General features: G+C 65.7%; 17 protein-coding genes. 12 read left to right on the top strand and 5 right to left on the bottom strand.

Going from position 1 to position 17,682, the window contains the following annotated elements; translation table 11 throughout:
• The first annotated feature begins 14 nt into the window (after positions 1–14).
• Positions 15–1,409, top strand: coding sequence for a Si-specific NAD(P)(+) transhydrogenase (sthA, locus tag ACIPK7_RS26535; RefSeq protein ID WP_017519271.1), 1,395 nt, complete (start codon positions 15–17; stop codon positions 1,407–1,409).
• Positions 1,410–1,451: 42 nt separating this feature from the next.
• Here sthA and ACIPK7_RS26540 read toward each other — a convergent pair whose 3' ends face one another.
• The 3 genes from ACIPK7_RS26540 to ACIPK7_RS26550 are packed head-to-tail and all read right to left on the bottom strand — an operon-like array spanning position 1,452 to position 3,075.
• Positions 1,452–2,174: a glycerophosphodiester phosphodiesterase gene (locus ACIPK7_RS26540; RefSeq protein WP_401091209.1), complete on the bottom strand. Its 723-nt coding sequence runs from the start codon at positions 2,172–2,174 to the stop codon at positions 1,452–1,454.
• Positions 2,171–2,485: a phosphodiesterase gene (locus tag ACIPK7_RS26545; protein ID WP_138214932.1), complete on the bottom strand. Its 315-nt coding sequence runs from the start codon at positions 2,483–2,485 to the stop codon at positions 2,171–2,173. The genes ACIPK7_RS26540 and ACIPK7_RS26545 overlap by 4 nt, the downstream gene beginning before the upstream one ends.
• 14 nt (positions 2,486–2,499) lie before the next feature.
• Positions 2,500–3,075: a PilZ domain-containing protein gene (locus tag ACIPK7_RS26550; RefSeq protein ID WP_192430143.1), complete on the bottom strand. Its 576-nt coding sequence runs from the start codon at positions 3,073–3,075 to the stop codon at positions 2,500–2,502.
• Positions 3,076–3,199: 124 nt separating this feature from the next.
• Between ACIPK7_RS26550 and ACIPK7_RS26555 the strand changes: the two genes are divergently transcribed.
• The 3 genes from ACIPK7_RS26555 to ACIPK7_RS26565 are packed head-to-tail and all read left to right on the top strand — an operon-like array spanning position 3,200 to position 6,403.
• Positions 3,200–4,453, top strand: coding sequence for a lipoprotein-releasing ABC transporter permease subunit (locus tag ACIPK7_RS26555; protein ID WP_138214930.1), 1,254 nt, complete (start codon positions 3,200–3,202; stop codon positions 4,451–4,453).
• On the top strand, positions 4,446–5,144 hold the full coding sequence (gene lolD / locus ACIPK7_RS26560; protein WP_017519266.1) for a lipoprotein-releasing ABC transporter ATP-binding protein LolD: 699 nt from the start codon (positions 4,446–4,448) through the stop codon (positions 5,142–5,144). The genes ACIPK7_RS26555 and lolD overlap by 8 nt, the downstream gene beginning before the upstream one ends.
• Positions 5,145–5,155: 11 nt before the next feature.
• Positions 5,156–6,403: a lipoprotein-releasing ABC transporter permease subunit gene (locus ACIPK7_RS26565; protein ID WP_401091212.1), complete on the top strand. Its 1,248-nt coding sequence runs from the start codon at positions 5,156–5,158 to the stop codon at positions 6,401–6,403.
• Between the two features lie 103 nt (positions 6,404–6,506).
• Here the strand turns inward: ACIPK7_RS26565 and ACIPK7_RS26570 are convergent, their stop codons facing one another.
• Positions 6,507–7,037 carry a DUF2062 domain-containing protein gene (locus tag ACIPK7_RS26570; protein ID WP_192290733.1) on the bottom strand — a complete coding sequence of 177 codons (531 nt, stop codon included), beginning with the start codon at positions 7,035–7,037 and terminating at the stop codon, positions 6,507–6,509.
• Between the two features lie 152 nt (positions 7,038–7,189).
• On the opposite strand from ACIPK7_RS26570, the gene ACIPK7_RS26575 reads away from it, so the two are divergent.
• The 8 genes from ACIPK7_RS26575 to murB all read left to right on the top strand — a co-directional run bounded on the left by ACIPK7_RS26575 (position 7,190) and on the right by murB (position 14,052).
• Entirely contained in the window at positions 7,190–9,400 is a 2,211-nt protein-coding gene (locus ACIPK7_RS26575) for a DNA internalization-related competence protein ComEC/Rec2 (protein WP_401091252.1), read from the top strand.
• A gap of 71 nt (positions 9,401–9,471) precedes the next feature.
• Positions 9,472–10,107 carry a MotA/TolQ/ExbB proton channel family protein gene (locus ACIPK7_RS26580; RefSeq protein WP_259756132.1) on the top strand — a complete coding sequence of 212 codons (636 nt, stop codon included), beginning with the start codon at positions 9,472–9,474 and terminating at the stop codon, positions 10,105–10,107.
• Complete coding sequence (locus ACIPK7_RS26585) at positions 10,104–10,553, top strand: ExbD/TolR family protein (protein WP_401091215.1); 450 nt, start codon at positions 10,104–10,106, stop codon at positions 10,551–10,553. The genes ACIPK7_RS26580 and ACIPK7_RS26585 overlap by 4 nt, the downstream gene beginning before the upstream one ends.
• Entirely contained in the window at positions 10,553–11,551 is a 999-nt protein-coding gene (lpxK, locus tag ACIPK7_RS26590) for a tetraacyldisaccharide 4'-kinase (protein WP_401091217.1), read from the top strand. The genes ACIPK7_RS26585 and lpxK overlap by 1 nt, the downstream gene beginning before the upstream one ends.
• Before the next feature lie 66 nt (positions 11,552–11,617).
• Positions 11,618–11,803: a Trm112 family protein gene (locus tag ACIPK7_RS26595; RefSeq protein WP_081519465.1), complete on the top strand. Its 186-nt coding sequence runs from the start codon at positions 11,618–11,620 to the stop codon at positions 11,801–11,803.
• Positions 11,804–11,807: 4 nt separating this feature from the next.
• Positions 11,808–12,572, top strand: coding sequence for a 3-deoxy-manno-octulosonate cytidylyltransferase (gene kdsB / locus ACIPK7_RS26600; RefSeq protein WP_401091254.1), 765 nt, complete (start codon positions 11,808–11,810; stop codon positions 12,570–12,572).
• A complete protein-coding gene (locus ACIPK7_RS26605) occupies positions 12,572–13,036 on the top strand; it encodes a low molecular weight protein-tyrosine-phosphatase (protein WP_192430137.1) in 465 nt (154 codons plus the stop codon). Before kdsB ends, ACIPK7_RS26605 begins: the two co-directional genes overlap by 1 nt.
• Entirely contained in the window at positions 13,033–14,052 is a 1,020-nt protein-coding gene (gene murB, locus ACIPK7_RS26610; RefSeq protein WP_401091219.1) for a UDP-N-acetylmuramate dehydrogenase, read from the top strand. The genes ACIPK7_RS26605 and murB overlap by 4 nt, the downstream gene beginning before the upstream one ends.
• A gap of 151 nt (positions 14,053–14,203) precedes the next feature.
• On the opposite strand, the gene rne is transcribed toward murB, so the two are convergent.
• Positions 14,204–17,410, bottom strand: a complete 3,207-nt coding sequence (rne, locus tag ACIPK7_RS26615; RefSeq protein ID WP_401091221.1) for a ribonuclease E — start codon at positions 17,408–17,410, stop codon at positions 14,204–14,206.
• Positions 17,411–17,682 lie beyond the last annotated feature (272 nt).

Here is a 17,682-nt window from a genome sequence, read left to right on the forward strand (position 1 = left end):
CTGAAGGAGTACGCATGGCTGTCTACAACTACGACGTGGTGATTCTCGGCACGGGCCCGGCAGGCGAGGGGGCGGCGATGAACGCCTCCAAGTACGGGCGCAAGCTGGCGGTGGTGGACAGCCGTCGCGTGGTCGGCGGCAACTGCACGCACCTGGGCACCATCCCGTCCAAGGCGCTGCGTCACTCGGTGAAGCAGATCATCGAGTTCAACACCAACCCGATGTTCCGCCAGATCGGCGAGCCGCGCTGGTTCTCCTTCCCGGACGTACTGAAAAGCGCCGAGCGGGTGATCTCCAAGCAGGTCTCCTCGCGCACCGGCTACTACGCGCGCAACCGCATCGACATGTTCAACGGCACCGCCAGTTTCGTCGACGAGCGTACCGTTGAAGTCGTGACCCCCAGCGGCGCCGTGGAGCGCCTGGTGGCCGACCAGTTCGTCATCGCCACCGGCTCGCGCCCGTATCGCCCGTCGGATATCAACTTCAACCACCCACGCGTCTACGACAGCGACACCATCCTGTCCCTGAGCCACACCCCGCGCCGTCTGATCATCTACGGAGCCGGCGTGATCGGCTGCGAGTACGCCTCGATCTTCAGCGGCCTGGGTGTACTGGTGGACCTGATCGACACCCGTGACCAGTTGCTCAGCTTCCTCGACGACGAAATCTCCGATGCGCTGAGCTACCACCTGCGCAACAACAACGTGCTGATCCGTCACAACGAGGATTACGAGCGCGTGGAAGGCCTGGACAACGGGGTGATCCTGCACCTGAAGTCGGGCAAGAAGATCAAGGCCGACGCCCTGCTGTGGTGCAACGGCCGCACCGGCAACACTGATCGCCTGGGCCTCGAGAACATCGGCATCAAGGTCAACAGCCGCGGCCAGATCGAGACCGATGAGAACTACCGCACCTCGGTATCGAACATCTATGCCGCCGGTGACGTGATCGGCTGGCCGAGCCTGGCCAGCGCCGCCTACGACCAGGGTCGTTCCGCTGCCGGCAACATCGTCGAGCACGATGGCTGGCGCTTCGTGAACGACGTGCCGACCGGCATCTACACCATTCCGGAGATCAGCTCGATCGGCAAGAACGAGCAGGAACTGACCGTGGCGAAGATTCCCTATGAGGTGGGCAAGGCCTTCTTCAAGGGCATGGCCCGCGCGCAGATCTCCAACGAGCCGGTGGGCATGCTGAAGATCCTGTTCCACCGCGACACCCTGGAAATCCTCGGCGTGCACTGCTTCGGTGACCAGGCCTCGGAGATCGTCCACATCGGCCAGGCGATCATGAACCAGCCGGGCGAACTGAACACCCTGAAGTACTTCGTCAACACCACCTTCAACTATCCGACCATGGCCGAAGCCTACCGCGTAGCGGCGTTCGACGGCCTGAACCGGATTTTTTGAAATACCCCGACCGGCGGCCTGAGCCGGTCGGGGAGAACCTGCTCAGCGATTCCCGATCGTGGCAGTGGCCAAACCGGGAAAGTCTGTGATCAGGCTATCCACGCCAAAATCAGCGAGCCGGCGCATCAGCGCCGGTTCGTTGACCGTCCACACCGACACATGCAGCCCCTGCTTCTGCGCTTTCAGCAAGCGCTCCGGGGTGCACAGCATCCAGTTCAGCGCCAGCAGATCACAGCCGTAGTGCGCGGCGACCTTCAGCGGGTCGAGCCAGGCATATTCGGCCACCAGCCCGCGTGACAGCTCCGGCGCCAGTTCCTCCAGTGCGCGCAGTACCGTGCGCGAACTCGAGGTCACGGTGATGCGGTCGCGCAGGCCGAAACGGCCCACCAGTTGGTGAATCGCCTGCACCGTGCGGCTGGCGCGATCCTTCGACGCGCTTTTCACCTCCAGCTGCCAGTGCTCGAACTCGCAGCGCTCGAACAACTCCGCCAGGCGCGGGATGGGGCAGGGGCGTACCCAGCCTGGGCCGCCGTCGCGGGCGTCCATGGTCACCAGATCCTCCGCCAGTTGCTCGGAGACCTTGCCGCGGCGGCCGGTGGTGCGCTTGAGCGTCGGGTCGTGGATCACCATCAGCTCGCCGTCGCGGGACAGGTGCAGGTCCAGTTCGCAGCGCTTCACGCCATGTTCCAGGCAGCGCTGGAAGCTGTTCAGGGTGTTTTCCGGTGCTTCGCCTTTGGCGCCGCGATGGCCATAGATCAGAGTCACTGGGGCTCCTTGGGAGTCGGTGAAAGGTCCTTGAGGTATTGCGAACGGTGCTGGCGGACGGCATCGACCACCACGCCACTCTCGAAATAGACGCTGAATTCGCGGTAGTCCCAGCGCGAGATGGGCGGCTTGCCCACCGCCGGGTGCTCTTCGTCCGGCAGGCCGAAGCGCTCCAGCACGGCCTTCTGGCTCTCGCCACGGGCTGGCAGCACGATGTGCGGGTCGCCCTGGCTGCCCACGGGTATCTCGATGGTATCCGCCAGCAGTGGCAGCGGGGTGACAAGGCTCAACAGGAGCAGCAGATGGCGCATGGATTTCCCTGGGTTCATTCTTCGCGGGCCTTGGCCTGCCGGCGTTCCAGTGCCTGGCGCTGGAGAATGTGGCGAGCCAGCAACTGGCGCTGGGCGTCGCCGAGCATCTCGAATTCGGTGCCGATCTCGTAGTCGCCCTCGGGCTGCTGCTGGCAATGGGTGACCTTGGCGCGCAGCAGCAGGCCCAGGCCGTGGGGGAGCAGGATGATCTTCAGCGCCAGGTCCTGGCCGACCGGCAGCGGCTGGGCGTCACGGAAATTGATGCCGCCTTCGGACAGCGTGACCTTGCGCGCCGGGCCGATCTCGCTGAGCAGGCTCTGGGTCAGGGCCTGGGCGATCAGGTCGATGCGCTTGTTCATCACCTTCAGGTAGCTGGCCAGCGGGCGGTCGCGCTCGTTGATATGGCGCAGCAGGTGCTGCGACTCGAAGTCGGTCAGGTGCAGGTCGCTGAGCAGATTGAACAGCGCGGAATCATCCTGAAGCACTTCTTGCGACTGGATTTCGTCCTCGCGCAGCGGGCGAAATTCCAATGCGAGCGTGTCTTCAATACGATAGTATTCGCGGCGGTCATCCGCGTCTGGAGTGGACATGGCGAACCCACGGCAGCAGTGATGGTCTGAGTGTAAAGCCGCCTGCCTGGCCTCGCCACACGGAAGTCGCACGCCAGATGGAACTGACGCCCGACGCACTCTTCACCTTCTCATTCGGCCCCACATGTTCAGACCCCTTTCCGTCTACATCGGAACGCGCTACACACGCGCCAAACGCCGCAGCCATTTCGTTTCCTTCATCTCGCTCACCTCCATGATCGGCCTCGCGCTGGGTGTGGTGGTGATGATCGTGGTGCTCTCGGTGATGAACGGCTTTGACCACGAGATGCGCACCCGCGTGCTGGGCATGGTGCCCCACGCCACGGTGGAGTCCTACCAGCCGATCTCCGATTGGCAGGGCATCGCCACGCAGATCAAGACCCAGCACCCCAACGTGCTGGAAGTCGCGCCCTTCATCCAGATGCAGGGCCTGCTCAGCGCCGGCGGCACGGTACAGAAGGTACTGATCAACGCCGTGGACCCGAACGAGGAGAGCAAGGTCTCGATCATCGACCAGTTCTTCCAGGAAGGTTCGCTCACGAGCCTCAAGCCCGGCGAGTTCGGCATCATCATCGGCGACAAGGCGGCGAAGAACCTCGGCGTGAAGCTGGGCGACAAGGTCACCTTCATCGCCCCGGAAGTCTCGGTCACCCCGGCCGGCATGTTCCCGCGCATGAAGCGCTTCACCGTGGTCGGCACCTTCCATGTCGGCGCCGGTGAACTGGACGGCTACGTCGCCATGGTCCACATCGACGACGCCGCGCGCATGCGCCGCCTCAAGGAAGGCCAGGTCGAAGGCCTGCGCCTGAAGCTCGACGACCTGTTCCAGGCACCGCGCACCGCCTGGGAAATCGCCCGCACCTTGAAGGGCAACGATTACTTCGCCCGCGACTGGACCCGCAGCCACGGCAACCTGTACCAGGCGATCCGCATGGAGAAATCCATGATCGGCCTGTTGCTGCTGCTGATCGTCGCGGTCGCCGCGTTCAACATCATTTCCACCCTGGTCATGGTCGTCACCGACAAGAAGGCCGACATCGCCATCCTGCGCACCCTGGGCGCCACGCCCGGGCAGATCATGGCGACCTTCATGGTCCAGGGCACGGTGATCGGCGTCATCGGAACCTTCATTGGCGGTGTGCTGGGCATCCTCGCGGCGCTCAACGTCAGCTCTGCCATCGCCCTGCTGGAGCGCCTGCTGGGCCACAAATTCCTCAACGCGGACGTCTACTTCATCGATTACCTGCCCTCGCAACTGATGAGCGAGGACGTGATCCTGGTGTGCAGCGCCGCGCTGATCCTTAGTTTCTTCGCCACCTTGTATCCGGCCTGGCGTGCGGCCCGCACCCAGCCCGCGGAGGCCCTGCGTTATGAGTAAGCCGACCCCCAACGACCAGGCCGTCCTGAGCTGCCGCGACCTCGGCAAACGCTACGAGGAAGGCCCGCAGTCGGTCGAGGTGCTTTCCGGCGTGCAGTTGGAACTGCTGCCGGGCGAACGCGTGGCCATCGTCGGCAGCTCCGGCTCGGGCAAGAGCACCCTGCTGAACATGCTTGGCGGCCTCGATACGCCCAGCACCGGCAGCGTCTGGCTGGCCGGCGAACAGCTGTCGGCGCTCAACGAGAAGCAGCGCGGCCTGCTGCGCAACCGCGCGCTGGGCTTCGTCTACCAGTTCCACCACCTGCTGCCTGAGTTCACTGCCCTGGAGAACGTCTGCATGCCGCTGCTGATCGGCAAGACGCCGATCCCGGAGGCGCGCCAGCGTGCCACTGCGCTGCTGGAGCGCGTGGGTCTGGGCCATCGCCTGAGCCACAAGCCGTCGGAGCTGTCCGGCGGTGAGCGCCAGCGCGTGGCCATCGCCCGTGCTCTGGTCAACACGCCGAAGCTGGTACTCCTCGATGAGCCCACCGGCAACCTCGACCAGCACACCGCCCACGGTATCCAGGAGCTGATGCTGGAACTGTCGCAGTCCCTTCGCACTGCCTTCCTGGTGGTGACCCACGACACTCACCTCGCCCAGCAGATGGATCGTGTGCTGCGCCTGGAGGAGGGCCGGCTGGTTGCCGCCTGAGGGATAACGGAATGTTCAGACCCCTGTCCGTCTTCATCGGCACCCGCTACACCCGTGCCAAGCGACGCAACCACTACATCTCGTTCATCTCCCTGACCTCGATGATCGGCCTTGCGCTGGGCGTGCTGGCCATGATCGTGGTGCTTTCGGTGATGAACGGCTTCCAGAAGGAAATGCGCTCGCGCATCCTCGGCATGGTCCCGCATGCCGTGCTGCAGCAGGCCAGCGGCCCGCTGGACGACTGGCAGCGCGTGGCCGAGGTAGCCAAGCAGAACCCGAAGATCGTCGGCGCGGTGCCCTACACCGAAGTCGACGGCATGCTCTCCTACAAGGGCATGATGCAACCCATCGAGGTCGATGGCGTCGATCCGGCGCTGGAAACCCAGGTGTCGATCATCGGCCAGCACATGGTCCGCGGCAGTCTCGACGATCTCAAGGCCACCGAGTTCGGCGTGGTCATCGGCGAGATCACTGCGCGGCGCTTCCACGTCAATGTCGGCGACAGCCTGCTGCTGATCGTCCCCGAGCCGAGCACCGCGCCCGGCGGCATCACCCCCCGCATGCAGCGCCTCAATGTGGTCGGCATCTTCAAGGTCGGCGCCGAACTGGACAGCACCCTGGCGCTGATCCATGTGGACGACGCCGCCAGCCTGATGCGCTGGCAGCCCGGCCAGGTGCAGAGCGTGCGCATTGCCCTGAAGGACCTGTTCCAGGCGCCGGAAGTCGGTGCGGCTATCGCCAGGCAATTGGGCGACGGCTATCGCTCGGTGGACTGGACCCACACCCAGGGCAGCCTGTTCAGCGCGATGAAGATGGAAAAGACCATGATCGGCCTGCTGCTGTTGCTGATCGTCGCGGTCGCCGCCTTCAACATCATCGCCACCCTTATCATGGTGGTGGCCGACAAGCGCGCGGACATCGCCATCCTGCGCACCCTGGGCGCCACGCCGAAGCAGATCATGGCGATCTTCATGGTGCAGGGCACGGTGATCGGCCTGATCGGCACCGTCATCGGCTGCGTGCTGGGCGTGCTGGCGGCGTACAACGTCACCGCGATCGTCTCGACCCTGGAGCGCGTCGCCGGCACCCACGTGTTCAACTCGGACATCTATTTCATCAACTACCTGCCGTCCGACCCGCAGATCAGCGACATCGTGCTGATCTGCGTCGCGGCGCTGTCGATGAGCTTCCTCGCCACGCTCTACCCGGCCTGGCGCGCGGCCTCGACCCAGCCGGCGGAATCGCTGCGGTACGAGTGATCACCGGCCCATGAAAAAGCCGCCCTTCGGGGCGGATTTTTTGTACCTGTAGGAGCAAGCTCGTTTCTACGAAAAAACGTAATTGCCGAGGCGGCGATTGCGTCTACAGGCCGTTCTGCAGGTTGCGCAGCGCCCGACGACGCCGCCAGCTGCGGCCGATCCACCAGCGCCAGTAACCCTCGGTGAGCAGGTAGCCGAGGATGCCCACCAGGATGCCGCAGATCACCGAGCCCAGCAGGAACGGCTGCCAGAGCATCGACAGCTCGCCGCTGATCCATTCCCAGGTCAGGTGGTCGGGCAGGGCGCGTGCCGGGATGCCCATCACCCAGGCGCCCATCTTGTAGGTGCAGTAGAACACCGGCGGCATGGTGATCGGGTTGGTCAGCCAGACCAGCCCCACCGAGATCGGCAGGTTGGCCCGCACCCACACCGCCAGCGAGGCGGCCAGCAGCATCTGCAGCGGGATCGGGATGAACGCGGCGAACAGCCCCATGCCCATGGCACGGGACACGGAGCGGCGATTCAGGTGCCAGAGGTTGGGCGACTGGATCAGCGGTCCGAGAAAGCGCAGGCCCTTGTGGTTCCTGATGCTCTCCGGATCGGGCATGTAGCGCTTGAAGATTCGGCGCGGCATGGAGGAAATCTCTGGCAGACGGACGACGGTTCATTATGCCTAGCTAGGTGACAGTCATTCGTTGCCAACTATGTCCGTGTGTAACCGCCGCAGACCAATCGGATCGGCGGTTGCGCCGGGGTCAGGGAGTCGCTCCGTTGCCTCGTACAGGGATGTTCGCGCTGGCCCTGGGGTTGCTGGCGCTGCGCTGGATGCCGGCGCTGCCATCCGGCTGGGTTCTGCTGCTTCTCGCGCTGGTCGCGCTGCCGTTGTTGTTCACTCGCGGCTATTTCGTCGGCCTGTTCCTGCTCGGTTTCGCCTGGGCCTGCCAGTCGGCGCAGTGGGCGCTGGATGATCGTCTGGCGCTGGAGCTGGACGGCCGTACGCTATGGCTGGAGGGCAGGGTAGAGGGCCTGCCGGATCGCTCCGGGCCATCGGTTCGTTTCCAGCTCGCCGAGGTCTCCAGCCCTCGCGCGAAGGTCCCTGCCACGCTGCGTCTGTCCTGGTTCGGCGGGCCGCCGGTGGAGGGCGGCGAGCGCTGGCGGCTCGCCGTGAAACTCAAGCGTCCCCACGGCATGGCCAATGGCGCGGGGTTCGATTACGAAGCCTGGCTTACCGCCCAGCGCATCGGCGCTACCGGCAGCGTGAAGGACGGGCAGCGCCTGGAAGCTTCCGGCGGCCCGCGCGCTTGGCGCGAAGCCTGGCGGCAACGACTGCTGGCGGCGGATGCCCATGGGCGCTCCGGGGCGCTCGCCGCGCTGGTGCTGGGCGATGCGTCCGGGCTGACCACGGCGGACTGGCAAGTCCTGCAGGACACCGGAACCCTGCACCTGATGGTGATCTCCGGCTCGCACATCTCGCTGCTGGCCGGCCTGCTCTATGCACTGGTCGCTGGCCTGGCGCGCTTCGGTTGTTGGCCGGCGCGAGTCCCGTGGTTGCCCTCCGCCTGCCTGCTGGCCGCAAGCGGCGCCTGGGCCTACAGCCTGATGGCGGGATTCGAGGTGCCGTTGCAGCGCGCCTGCGTCATGGTCTCCATCGTCCTGTTGTGGCGTCTGTGCTATCGCCATCGGGGCCTGTGGACGCCCTTGCTCGGCGCCTTGCTGGCGGTGCTGCTGGTCGAGCCGCTGGTGGTGCTGTCGCCGGGCTTCTGGCTGTCCTATGCGGCGGTGGCGCTGCTGATCTACGGTTTTTCGGGACGGCTGGGACGCTGGACCGCCTTGCGCACCTGGCTGCGCGCGCAATGGCTGATGGCGGTGGGGCTGCTGCCGGCGTCCATCGCACTGGGTTTGCCGCTGAGTGTGTCTGGCGTGGTCGCCAACCTGATCGCCGTGCCCTGGGTCGAGTTGGTCGTCGTGCCGATGGCGCTGCTGGGGAGCCTGGCGCTTGGCGTGCCATGGCTGGGCGAGGGGCTGCTCTGGGTGTCGGGCGGACTGCTGGAGTTGCTGTTCCGCCTGCTGGGCTGGATGGCCGAGCTGGCGCCCGCCTGGCAGCCGGTAGCCGCCCCCGTCTTGGCCGTGGCGCTGGCGATGCTGGGGGCGCTCCTGCTGCTTGCGCCGGCCGGCGTGCCATTGCGTGCGCTGGGGCTGGCAATGTTCCTGCCGGTCTTCTGGCCGACCGTCCCGTTGCCCGCACCGGGCACGGCCGAGATCCGCGTGCTGGACGTGGGGCAGGGGCTTTCAGTGCTGATCCGCACGCGCAGCCAGGTCTGGCTCTACGACACCGGGGCGCGCAACGGCGAATTCGACATCGGTGAGCGTGTGGTCGTACCGACGCTGCGTAGCCTGGGTATCGGGCGGCTGGATAGGCTGATGCTCAGTCACGCGGACAACGACCATGCCGGCGGCGCCGCAGCGGTAAAGCGCTCGCTGCGGCCGGCTCAGGTCATCAGCGGCGAGCCCGATCGCCTGCCGCAGGAACTGCAGGCGCGTCCCTGTCGAATCGAAGAGTGGCAGGTCGATGGCGTTCGCTTCTCCAGCTGGGCCTGGGCGGGCGCCGGGGAAAGCAACGACCGTTCCTGCGCGCTGGAAGTCGAAGCCAACGGCGAACGCATCCTGCTGACCGGCGACCTGCCACGACCCGCCGAACTGGCGTGGCTGGCCGCGCATCCGGGGGAGCGTATCGACTGGCTGCTGGCCGGCCATCACGGCAGCCGCAGTTCCTCCGGACCGGCCTTCCTGCGGGCGATCAGGCCAACGACGGCGATCATCTCCCGTGGCGCAAACAATCCCTACGGCCATCCGCACCCGTCGGTCGTCGAGCGCTTCCGCGCGCTGGGCATCAGGATTCAGGATACGGCGGAGCAGGGCGCACTGACCCTGACGCTCGGTGCCCATGGCGAGGTCCGGGGAGTGCGGGAAGGCGCACATTTCTGGCAGGAAAATTGAGCCTCGGGCGGTCGGCTCGCCACGGCCCCTGTGCTAGAGTGGCGCCACTTTTTTTCAGGGGATTCACCACTGTGTGGGAACTGGTCAAAGCTGGCGGCTGGATGATGCTGCCGATCTTGCTGAGCTCCGTCGCTGCCATGGCGATCGTCGCCGAACGTCTCTGGACCCTGCGCTTGAGCCGTGTGGCCCCGCCGCAGCTGCTCGGCCAGGTGTGGAAGCAGATCAAGGACAAGAAGATGAACAGCCAGGCCCTGAAGGACCTGCGCGCGTCTTCCCCGCTGGGTGAAATCCTCGCGGCTGGCCTGGCCAACTCCAAGCACGGTCGCGAGATCATGAAGGAGTGCATCGAGGAAGCCGCCTCCCGCGTCATCCACGAGCTGGAGCGCTACCTCAACGCCCTGGGAACCATCGCTGCCATGGCGCCGCTACTTGGCTTGCTGGGTACCGTGTTCGGCATGATCCAGATCTTCAGCGCCTTCATGGGCGACGGCATGGCCAATGCGCCCATGCTCGCCGGCGGTATCTCCAAGGCGCTGATTACCACGGCGGCCGGCCTGATCGTGGCGATTCCGTCGGTGTTCTTCCACCGTTACCTGCTGCGCCGCGTCGATGAACTGGTCATCGCCATGGAGCAGGAAGCCATCAAGCTGGTGGAAGTGACCCAGGGCGATCGCGAAGTCGATTTCGTCGAGGAAGGCAAAGCGTGAAATTCCGCCGCAGAGCGGGCGGAGCGGCCCGCGAGGACGTCTTCATCAACCTGGCGTCGCTGATCGACGTGATCTTCGTGCTGCTGCTGTTCTTCGTGGTCGCCACTTCGTTCACCAAGCCGTCGCAGCTCAAGGTCGAACTGCCCGAAGCGGTCAGCGGCACGCCGCCGGCAGCCACCGAGATCAAGCAGATCGAAATCTCCATCAGTGTCGAAGGCCACTACGCGCTCAATGGCCAGAGCCTGGCGCGTGACGATCTGGAAAACCTGATGAACGCCATGCAGCGCGAATCCGCCGGCGACAACAGCCTGCCGGTGGTGATCACCGCCGATGGCAAGGTGAACTACCAGTCCGTGGTCACCGCGATGGATGCCGCCGGCAAGCTGGGCTTCACCCACCTGCGCATCACCACCATCGAGGCGCAGGCGGACAAGAAGAGTCCCTGATGGCGTTCTCCGACCGCCTGCTCGATGCCTGGTACAAGGGCCACCCGGCCCTTGCCCTGCTGAGGCCGCTCGAACTGCTCTACCGGCGCGTCGCCCAAGGCCGCCGGCAGGACTTCCTCTCCGGCGCCAAGCCGGCCTACCGCGCGCCGGTACCCATCGTCGTGGTGGGCAACATCACCGTCGGCGGCACCGGCAAGACGCCGATGATCCTCTGGCTGATCGAACATTGCCGCGCCCGTGGGCTGAAGGTCGGCGTGGTCAGTCGTGGCTACGGCGCCAAGCCGCCACAGACGCCCTGGCGCGTGCGCGCCGAGCAATCGGCGGCCCAGGCGGGCGACGAGCCGCTGATGATCGTGCGCCGCAGTGGCGTGCCGCTGATGATCGACCCGGACCGCTCCAGTGCCGTGCGCGCGCTGCTGGCCGAAGAGCCACTGGACCTGATCCTCTGTGATGACGGCCTGCAACATTACCGGCTGGCCCGCGACCTGGAACTGGTGCTGATCGACGCCGCCCGTGGCCTGGGCAACGGCCGCTGCCTGCCCGCCGGGCCGTTGCGCGAACCCGCCGAGCGACTGGCCGAAGTCGACGCCGTGCTGCACAACGGCGCGCCGTCCGATCCGTTCGACGCCTTCTCCTTCGTCCTGCGACCGTCTGCCCTGGTCAACCTGGCCAGCGGTGAGCGGCGTGGCGTCGAGCACTTCCCCAGTGGTCAGTCGCTGCATGCACTGGCCGGGATCGGCAACCCGCAGCGTTTCTTCGCAACGCTCGAGGCGCTAAACTGGCGGCCGATTCCGCATCCCTTCCCCGACCATGCGGCCTACACCGCCGAGCAGCTGCGCTTCACGCCGGAACTGCCGCTGGTCATGACCGAGAAGGACGCGGTGAAATGCCGGTCCTTCGCCGCGCCCGACTGGTGGTACCTCGCCGTCGAAGCGCAGCCGTCGCCGGCCTTCGTCGCCTGGTTCGACGTTCAGCTCGAGCGCCTGCTCGTCCGCTGATCCGCCGTCGCAACCCGGTGCCGTCCGCATTCAAATTGTTCGCTGTTCAAGCTCAAGGAACGCACCATGGACCCGAAACTCCTCGATATCCTCGCCTGTCCGCTGTGCAAGGGCCCGCTCAAGCTCACCGATGATAAGTCCGAGCTGATCTGCAAGACCGACGGCCTGGCCTACCCGGTGCGCGACGGCATCCCGGTGATGCTCGAAGGCGAGGCGCGTACCCTGAACGTCGATGAGCGTCTGGACAAGTAACGCCATGACCCAGGCCTACACCGTCGTCATTCCCGCCCGCTTCGCCTCCACCCGCCTGCCCGGCAAGCCGCTGCAGGACATCGCCGGAAAGCCGATGATCCAGCACGTCTGGGCGCAGGCCGGCAAAAGCTCGGCCACCCAGGTGGTGGTCGCCACCGACGATGCGCGCATCTTCGATGCCTGCCAGGGCTTCGGCGCCCAGGTGGTGCTGACCCGCGCCGACCACAACTCCGGCACCGACCGCCTGGCGGAAGTTGCCGACGCCCTGGGCCTGGCCGACGATGCCATCGTGGTCAACGTGCAGGGCGACGAGCCGCTGGTGCCGCCGTCGATCATCGACCAGGTGGCCGCCAACCTCGCAGCGCACCCGGAAGCGGGTATCGCTACCCTGTGCGAGGAAATCCATGACTCCGCCGCGCTGTTCAACCCGAACATCGTTAAGGTGGTCAGCGACAAGAACGGCCTGGCCCTGACCTTCAGCCGCGCCACGCTGCCCTGGGCGCGCGACGCCTTCGCGGTGGATCGCGAAAGCTTGCCGGCCAACGTGCCTTACCGCCGCCACATCGGCATCTACGCCTACCGTGCGCGCTTCCTGCGCGATTTCGTGGCCTGGGGCCCGTGCTGGCTGGAAGACACCGAGTGCCTGGAGCAGCTGCGTGCGCTCTGGCATGGCGTGCGCATCCACGTGGCTGACGCCTTGGAAGCGCCGCAAGCCGGCGTCGATACCCCGGAAGACCTGGAGCGCGTCCGGCGCATCCTGGGGGGCTGATGAAGGTTCTGTTCGTCTGCCTGGGCAACATCTGCCGCTCGCCCACCGCCGAAGGCGTATTCCGCCACAAGGTCCGCGAAGCGAGCCTGGAGAATCGCATCGAGATCGATTCGGCTGGCACCGGCGACTGGCACGTCGGCAAGGCGCCGGACGCGCGGACCCGCGCTGCCGCGCTGCGCCGTGGCTATGACCTGTCGGGCCTGCGGGCGCGACAGGTCAGCGTCGCCGACTTCTCCCGCTACGATCTGGTCCTGGCGATGGACAACGCCAACCTGCGCGACCTCAAGCATCTTCGCGGTAGCAGCGGCAAGGCGGAGCTGGACCTGTTCCTGCGCCGCTACGAGCTGGAAGTCGACGAAGTCCCCGACCCGTATTACGGCGGCGAAGACGGTTTCGAGCAGGTGCTGGACCTGGTGGAAAGGGCCTGCGACGGCCTGCTGACGGAAGTGAAGGGGCGCCTGTGACGCTGCAACTGCAAGAACGCGTTTCCCTCAAGCCCTACAACACCTTCGGTGTCGAAGTCGCGGCGCGCTGGTTCGCCCAGGCCCACGACGATGCTGAGGTGCGCGCCGGTATCGCCGCCGCCGCAGCAAAGGGCCTGCCGCTGATGGTGATCGGTGGCGGCAGCAACCTGTTGCTGACCCGTGACGTCGAGGCGCTGGTGCTGCGCATGGCTTCCCGTGGCGTGCGTGTCGTCAGTGACGACGGCGAGCGCGTGGTAGTCGAGGCGGAGGCTGGCGAGGTATGGGATGACTTCGTGCGCTGGACCCTCGCCCAGGGTTTCGGCGGGCTAGAGAACCTCAGCCTGATTCCCGGCACCGTCGGCGCAGCTCCGATGCAGAACATCGGCGCCTATGGCGTCGAGATCAAGGACGTGTTCGCCGGCCTGACCGCGCTGGATCGCGAGAGCGGCGATCTGCGCGAGTTCGGCCTGGAAGACTGCGCCTTTGCCTACCGCGAAAGTCGGTTCAAGCGTGAGCCGGGCCGTTGGCTGATCCTGCGGGTGCGCTTCGCGCTGAGCCACATCGCGAAACTGCATCTGGACTACGGTCCAGTGCGCCAGCGTCTGGCAGAGGAGGGCGTCACTGCGCCGACACCGGCCGATGTTTCGCGGGCGATCTGTGCAATTCGCCGTGAGAAGCTCCCGGACCCGGCGGTGCTGGGCAATGCCGGCAGCTTCTTCAAGAACCCGGTGGTCTCCGTGACTCTGGCCGATGCGCTGCGCCAGCAGTACAGCGACCTGGTGGCCTATCCGCAGGGCGATGGGCAGATGAAGCTGGCCGCCGGCTGGCTGATCGATAAGGCTGGCTGGAAAGGCTTCCGCGAGGGTCCGGTGGGTGTCCATGCCCAGCAGGCGTTGGTACTGGTGAACTACGGCGGCGCCACCGGGATGCAGCTGCATGCACTGGCTCGGCGTATCCATGACGATATCCAGCAGCGCTTCGGCGTGGAGTTGGAGATGGAGCCGAATCTCTACTGAGGTGCTTCGGACATGAAGAAGGGGATGCCGTTGGTATCCCCTTTTTTGTGCCTGATTCCTCGGGCTGGAGCTTTAGTAATACGCACGCCGCAAAGCGCAGACAATAAAAAAGGGGATGCAGATGCATCCCCTTTTTCAGATCAGGAAGCTATCAGCTGTGGTGTTTTTCCACCACGGTGCCTTGTTCTTCCTCGGTCTTCTCGGCTTTGTCGCCTTCAGCCTGTTCGGCAGCCGGTTGCTCGGTGGCTTCAACGGCTTCGTTCACGACTTCGGCTTCGACGGCCTCGACAGTGACTTCAGCAGCTGGCTCGACCACGACTTCGGCTTCCACGGCAGCGGCTTCTTCAACCACGGCTTCGACGGCCGGAGCCTGCTCTACCTGCGGAGCAGCGGCTGCTGCTGCAGCAGCTTCGCGGGCAGCACGTTCCTGGCGACGACGCTCGCGCGGGTCGTTGGAGGCGCGGCCGGTGGCGTTGGCCGGAACGGCCGGAGCTTCTTCGGCAGCAGTTGCAGTGGCAGCCGGAGCTTCCTCGGCAACCACCGGAGCTTCCACCTGAGGCTCTTCGACCAGCTGGGCGACGGCTTCGATCACGGTTTCAGCAGCCGGAGCCGACGCTTCTTCCGCAACCACCGGCTCGGCGGCAGCCACTTCAACGATCTCGCTGGCAGCACCTACCGGCTCGGCAGCCTGCTCGGCGGGCTTGGCCAGGAACTCGATGGTCTGCTCGAGGGCGCTTTCGGTGCGTACGGCTTCAACCACGCCGGACTCCAGCGGCTGGGCCTCGACCTGAGCCTGGGCAGCGGGCTGCTCCTGCTCGGCGGCGGCTTCAGCAACGGCTACAGCGGTAGCGGCGGCAGCGACCATGGCGGCAGGCGACGGGGTGTCGGAAGCAGCCTGTTCGGCAGTGCCTTCGGCACTCACTTCACCTTCGGCGCCTTCAACACCATCCACACCGGCCTCACGCTGGCGCTCGCGGCGGTTGCTGCGGCGACGCTGGCCACGGGAGCGGCGACGCGGACGCTCGTCGTCCGAACCTTCGTCGTCCTGTTGATCCAGCAGCTCTTCGTTCGGCAGCTCTTCGGCTTCCAGGGCGGCGGCATCGCGAGCCGGACGGTCTTCGCGCGGCTGACGCTCTTCGCGCGGCTGACGCTCTTCGCGGGGCTGGCGCTCGGCGCGCTCACTGCGAGGTTGACGCTCTTCGCGCGGCTGGCGTTCTTCACGCGGTTGACGCTCGGTGCGCTCGCCACGCTCTTCGCGGGGCTGACGCTCCTCGCGCGGCTGGCGCTCGGCGCGCTCTTCACGCGGCTGACGCTCTTCACGCGGTTGACGTTCGGCGCGCTCTTCACGCGGCTGGCGTTCCTCGCGAGGTTGACGCTCGGCACGCTCTTCGCGCGGCTGGCGTTCTTCGCGGGGCTGACGCTCGGCGCGCTCTTCACGCGGCTGACGCTCTTCGCGAGCCGCGCGCTCAGTGCGCTCACCGCGCTCGTCGCGGCGACCACGTTCTTTACGCTCGTCATCACGACGACCGCCATCGCGACCGTCACGGCGACGGTTCTGCTGACGGCCATTGCGACGCTCGCCCTGACCTTCGCTGCGCTCGGTGGCGGGCTTCTCGGCGGCAACCGGGGTCGGCTCCGGCTTGCTGCCGGCGAACAGGCCTACCAGCGACTTCACCAGCCCCTGGAACAGGCTCGGCTCAGGCATGGGCTTGGTAGCTTCGACGGCGGCCGGTGCTGCGGCGGCAGTCTGCTGCGGGGCAGGGGTTTGCGGGGAAACGGTCTTCACCGCGGCTTCCTGGCGAACCAGGGTGCGAGTGGCGCTGACCGGCTGGACTTCCTCGTGCTCTTCCGGGGCCATCTCGTAGCTGGCGTGGCCGGACAGCAATTCGGGGTTGTCGTCACGCAGGCGCTGGACTTCGAAGTGCGGGGTTTCCAGGTGGTCGTCCGGCAGGATGAAGATGCGCGCGCGGGTGCGCAGTTCGATCTTGGTGATGGCGTTGCGCTTCTCGTTGAGGAGGAAGGCGGCAACCTGGAACGGCACGCGCGCACGAACTTCGGCGGTGCGGTCCTTCAGGGCTTCTTCCTCGATCAGGCGCAGGATGGCCAGCGACAGGGATTCGACGTCACGGATGATGCCTTGGCCGTTGCAGCGCGGGCAGACGATGCCGCTGGTCTCGCCCAGGGACGGACGCAGGCGCTGGCGGGACATTTCCAGCAGACCGAAGCGCGAGATGCGGCCAACCTGTACGCGGGCGCGGTCGGCTTCCAGGGCTTCGCGGACGCGTTCTTCCACAGCGCGCTGGTTCTTCGCCGGGGTCATGTCGATGAAGTCGATGACGATCAGGCCGCCGATATCACGCAGACGCAGCTGGCGGGCGATTTCCTCGGCCGCTTCCAGGTTGGTCTGCAGGGCGGTTTCTTCGATGTCGCCGCCCTTGGTGGCTCGCGCCGAGTTGATGTCGATGGACACCAGGGCTTCGGTCGGGTCGATGACGATGGAGCCGCCCGACGGCAGCTTCACTTCGCGCTGGAAGGCGGTTTCAATCTGGCTCTCGATCTGGAAGCGGTTGAACAGCGGAACGCTGTCCTGGTACAGCTTCACCTTGCTCGCGTACTGCGGCATGACCTGCTGGATGAAGTTCAGAGCTTCTTCCTGGGCGTCGATGCTGTCGATCAGCACTTCGCCGATGTCCTGGCGCAGGTAGTCGCGGATGGCGCGGATGATGACGTTGCTTTCCTGGTAGATCAGGAAGGGGCCGCTGCGCTCGCCGGAGGCTTCCTTGATGGCGCCCCAGAGTTGCAGCAGGTAGTCCAGGTCCCATTGCAGCTCTTCGGAGCTGCGGCCCAGGCCCGCGGTGCGGACGATCAGGCCCATGTCACCGGGAACGGTCAGGCCGTTCAGGGCTTCACGCAGTTCGTTGCGCTCTTCACCCTCGATGCGGCGGGAGATGCCACCGGCACGCGGGTTGTTGGGCATGAGCACCAGGTAACGGCCGGCGAGGCTGATGAAGGTGGTCAGGGCGGCGCCCTTGTTGCCACGTTCTTCTTTCTCGACCTGGACGATGACTTCCTGGCCTTCGCTCAGGACGTCCTTGATGTTGATGCGGCCTTCAGGATTCTTCTTGAAGTACTCGCGGGAGATTTCCTTGAGGGGGAGGAAGCCGTGGCGTTCGGCGCCGAAGTCGACGAATGCGGCCTCGAGGCTCGGCTCGATGCGGGTGATGCGGCCTTTGTAGATGTTGGCCTTTTTCTGTTCGCGCGCGCCGGACTCGATGTCCAGGTCGAACAGGCGTTGGCCGTCTACCAGCGCTACACGCAACTCTTCGGGTTGAGTTGCGTTGATCAGCATTCTTTTCATGTAGTACCAATGGTTTCCGGGGCCACCGGAAACGGCGATCGGCACACACGACTCTCACGGTCGGTGCTAAGGCACGTACTCAGGAACGGCGGACCATTCCAGTGTCCAGCGGCAGCAGGATAAATCTGCTGTGCCGCGACTACGTTTCCTGCTTGTCGAGTAAGAACAAGCACTCATCAGGAGGAGGAATTAGCTGTCAGATGCGGACGATAAGTGCGTCTACGTTCAAGGCATGCGTTCAAGGCATGAACGCAACGCAATCCGACAGTTGT

The sequence above is a fragment of the Pseudomonas sp. NPDC086581 genome, assembly GCF_044746165.1.
GTDB lineage: Bacteria > Pseudomonadota > Gammaproteobacteria > Pseudomonadales > Pseudomonadaceae > Pseudomonas.